Here is a 3,961-nt window from a genome sequence, read left to right on the forward strand (position 1 = left end):
ACCGGGTCCCGGCCCGGCGGGTGTTCGGCCTCGCCGTCCCCGCACTGGGGGTGCTCGCGGCCGAGCCGCTGTACGTGCTGGTGGACACCGCGGTGGTCGGTCACCTGGGCGCACTGCCGCTGGCCGCGCTCGCGCTCGGCGGCACGCTGCTCTCCCTGGTGTCGACGCAGCTGACGTTCCTGTCGTACGGCACCACCGCCCGCACGGCGCGGCTGCACGGCGCGGGGCGCCGTGCCGAGGCGGTGGACGAGGGGATGCAGGCCACCTGGCTCGCACTGGCGGTCGGGGTGGTCATCCTGCTGGTGGGGCAGCTCGCGGCGGAACCCGTCGCCCGGCTGATGTCCGGGGACGACACCGTCACCGCGCGGACCGTGTCCTGGCTGCGGATCGCCCTGTTCGGGGTGCCGATGATCCTGGTCACGATGGCGGGCAACGGCTGGATGCGCGGGGTGCAGGACGCGGTGCGCCCGCTGCGTTTCGTGCTCGCGGGCAACGCGCTGTCCGCCGTGCTCTGCCCCGTGCTGGTCTACCCGGTGGGGATGGGACTGGAGGGCTCCGCCGTGGCGAACGTCGTGGCGCAGACGATCGCGGGCGGGCTGTTCTTCCGGGCACTGCTCGTCGAGCGCGCCCTCGGGCGCCCGGCGCCGACGGTGATGTGGGCGCAGTTGCGTCTCGGCCGGGACCTCGTCCTGCGCAGCCTCGCCTTCCAGGCGTGCTTCGTCTCGGCCACGGCCGTGGCCGCCCGCACCTCCACCGTGGCCGTCGGCGCCCACCAGGTGGTGTGGCAGCTGTGGACGTTCCTCTCGCTGGTGCTGGACTCGGTGGCCATCGCCGCGCAGTCGCTGATCGGGGCGGCGCTCGGTGCCCGGGATTCCCGGCAGGCCAATGGCGTGGCGAACCAGATCACCGCCTACGGTCTGGTCCTGGGCTGCGCGCTCGGGGTGGCCTTCGCCGCCGTGTCGCAGGTCCTGCCGAAGGCGTTCACCACCGATCCGGGGGTGCTGGCCACCATCCCGCACGCCTGGTGGTTCTTCGTCGCCCTGCAGCCCGTGGCCGGGGTCGTGTTCGCCCTCGACGGGGTCCTGCTCGGGGCGGGGGACGCCCCGTTCCTCCGCAACGCCACGGTCGGCAGCGCCGTGCTCGGCTACCTGCCGCTCATCTGGATCTCCCTGGCCGTCGGGTGGGGGTTGAGCGGCATCTGGACCGGCCTGACGCTGTTCATGCTGCTGCGCCTGGCGTTCGTGGTGTCCCGCCTGCGCTCCGGGCGCTGGGCGGTGGAGGGCGCCGTCCGCGCCTGAGCGGCGACGACACCGGGGTCCCGGGTGTGTGGGCAACGACACCCGGGCCGCGGGTACGCCCCGGAGATGCTTAGGCGATACAAACAAATGGGGCGACGGTGTCGTGCCCGTCGTGTCCCGGTGTCGCCCGTTCGCCGTCGTCCCGTCCTTGGAGGAACTCCGTGCCGTCCCGGCCCGTCCCGGCCGCCCCCGTCCGGTCGTGGCTGATCTGGCTGGTCGCCGCGGGTGTGTACGTGCTCGCGGTGTTCCACCGCACCTCGTTGGGGGTCGCGGGGCTGGACGCGGCGGAGCGGTTCGGCGTCGGTTCCGCCGCGCTGGCGACGTTCACCGTGCTCCAGATCGGTGTCTACGCCCTGATGCAGGTGCCGACCGGGGTGCTGGTGGACCGGTTCGGCCCGCGCCGGGTGCTCACCGCGGCGCTGCTGCTGCTCGGACTGGGGCAGATCCTGCTCGCCGTGGCGCAGTCCTACCCGCCCGCCCTGCTCGCGCGCGGGATCCTGGGCGTCGGCGACGCCCTCACGTTCGTCTCCGTGCTGCGGCTGGCCGCGAACCACTTCCCGCAGCGGCAGTACATGCTGGTCACGGCGCTGACCGGGACGCTCGGGTTCGTCGGTAATCTCGCGGCGACACTGCCGCTGACGCTGCTGCTGGCGGGCCCGGGCTGGACCCCCACGTTCCTGGCCGCGGGGCTGGTGACCGTGGTGTTCGTGACCGTGCTGCTGGCGGCCGTGCACGACACCCCGCACGCGCGGCGCACCGAGTCGCGCACGGTGCCGGTGCGCGAGGTCGGTGCGCAGCTCCGGGCCGCGCTGCGCGTTCCCGGGACCCGGCTCGGGTTCTGGACGCACTTCTCCGCGCCGTTCGGGCAGAACGTGATGGTGCTGCTGTGGGGCGTGCCGTTCCTCGTCGAGGGGCAGGGTTACGCCACCACCACGGCGAGTTCGCTGCTGATGGTGTTCGTCCTCGGCGCGATGCTGGGTGGCCCGCTGCTCGGGAGCGTCGTCGGCCGCCGACCGGGGATCCGCATGCCGTTGGTGGTCAGCTACCTGCTGGCCGTGGGGGTGACCTGGGGCGTGCTGCTGGGCTGGCCCGGCCGCATCCCGGTGGCGGTGCTGGTGCCCGCCTTCACGGTGCTCTCCCTGGGCGGCCCGGTGTCCACCATCGGGTTCGGCCTGGTGCGCGACTACAACCCGCTGCCCCGGGTCGGCACCGCGACCGGGGTGGTCAACGTGGGCGGCTTCGTGGCGACGACGGTCACCTCCCTGCTCATCGGCGTGCTGCTGGAGCTCACCGGAGGGCGGTACGGGATCGCGCTGCTGGCCATGCCCGCCGTGCTCACGTTCGGGTCCTGGCGGATGGCGGTGTGGTGGCTGCGCGCCCGGGCGGCGGTGTTCGCGGCGCAGGAACGTGGCGAGGACGTGCCCGTGCGGCTGCGCAGGCACCGCTTCGACCTCCGCCCCGCCGACCGCCCCGCGGCCTGACCCGCGGACCGGGGACGTCGGCCGGGCCCGGCGGATCCCGGTCCGCACACCTCGACGTCCGGGAACCCATCGGCTCCCTCCGCCCCGCTCAACGCGTCGACGACGGCGAAGCAGTCCACGACGGTCGGCGCTGCCCACCGCACAGCTCGTCCGCCCGCTCGTCCCGTGCCCGGTCGAGCGCCGCGACCGCCGACGTGGCGGCCTGCTCGGCACGCTGCTTGGAACGGTCGAGCACCTCGGCCGTGGTCAGCCGTCTCGCGTCTCTCCTGATGGGGCCGAGGGTGGGACTGTTGTCCCGGATCCGACGGAAGCCACTCATACGGACAGTATGTATCGCGAACCGCACGGTGACCCGGGGCACCGTCGGGAGCTCCGCCGGTCCCGGGCGGGTCCGCCCGGGGCGGGGGCCGGTGGTTACAGTGCGGCGCGTGGCAAGCGATTCCCCACCACCCCCCGGCCTGTTGATCGTCGACAAACCGAGCGGCATGACGTCCCACGACGTGGTCGCCAAGGCCCGTCGGCTGCTCGGCACCCGCAAGGTCGGGCACGCCGGCACGCTCGACCCGATGGCCACCGGCGTCCTCGTCCTGGGGATCGAGCGGGCGACCAAGCTGCTGGGCCACCTCTCGCTGGACCGCAAGACCTATCTGGCCACGGTGGTGCTCGGCTCCGCCACCACCACCGACGATGCCGAGGGCGAGGTGCTCGCGGAGGCGGACCCGGAGGCGGTGGACGCGGTCTCCGACGACGCCGTCCGCGCGGCGGTGACGGCACTCACCGGCGAGATCGACCAGGTGCCGAGCGCGGTGAGCGCGGTGAAGGTCGACGGCAGGCGCGCCTACGCCCGGGTCCGGGCCGGGGAGGACGTGGACCTGCCCTCCCGGCCGGTCACCGTGCACCGGTTCGACGTCCTGGCCGTGCGGCGGGAGGACGGCAGGCTGGAGTTCGACGCGATGATCGACTGCTCCTCCGGCACCTACGTGCGCGCACTGGCCCGGGACCTCGGCGACGCGCTCGGCGTCGGCGGTCATCTCGGGGCGCTGCGCCGGACGACGGTCGGTCCGTTCACCCTCGCCCGCGCCCGCACCCTGGAACAGGTGGAGCAGGAGCCCGGCCTGTCGTTGAGCCTGGACGAGGCCGTGGCCGCCGCGTTCGCCCGGCGCCGGGTCGACGCGGCCGAGG

General features: G+C 74.0%; 4 protein-coding genes. 3 read left to right on the forward strand and 1 reads right to left on the reverse strand.

Features of this window, described 5'->3' with window-relative positions:
- Positions 1-1,298, forward strand: a 1,298-nt coding sequence (locus SACHA_RS20815) for an MATE family efflux transporter (RefSeq protein ID WP_019808418.1), incomplete at its 5' end; no start/stop codon positions are given.
- Positions 1,299-1,459: 161 nt separating this feature from the next.
- Complete coding sequence (locus tag SACHA_RS0107375; RefSeq protein WP_019808421.1) at positions 1,460-2,779, forward strand: MFS transporter; 1,320 nt, start codon at positions 1,460-1,462, stop codon at positions 2,777-2,779.
- Between the two features lie 88 nt (positions 2,780-2,867).
- Here SACHA_RS0107375 and SACHA_RS25060 read toward each other — a convergent pair whose 3' ends face one another.
- Positions 2,868-3,098, reverse strand: a complete 231-nt coding sequence (locus SACHA_RS25060; RefSeq protein WP_019808423.1) for a hypothetical protein — start codon at positions 3,096-3,098, stop codon at positions 2,868-2,870.
- Between the two features lie 166 nt (positions 3,099-3,264).
- On the opposite strand from SACHA_RS25060, the gene truB reads away from it, so the two are divergent.
- Positions 3,265-3,961 (forward strand): tRNA pseudouridine(55) synthase TruB (gene truB / locus SACHA_RS20820; RefSeq protein WP_019808425.1); only part of this gene is annotated, 697 nt, incomplete at its 3' end.

This window comes from Saccharomonospora halophila 8, from assembly GCF_000383775.1.
GTDB classification, from domain to species: Bacteria; Actinomycetota; Actinomycetes; order Mycobacteriales; family Pseudonocardiaceae; genus Saccharomonospora; species Saccharomonospora halophila.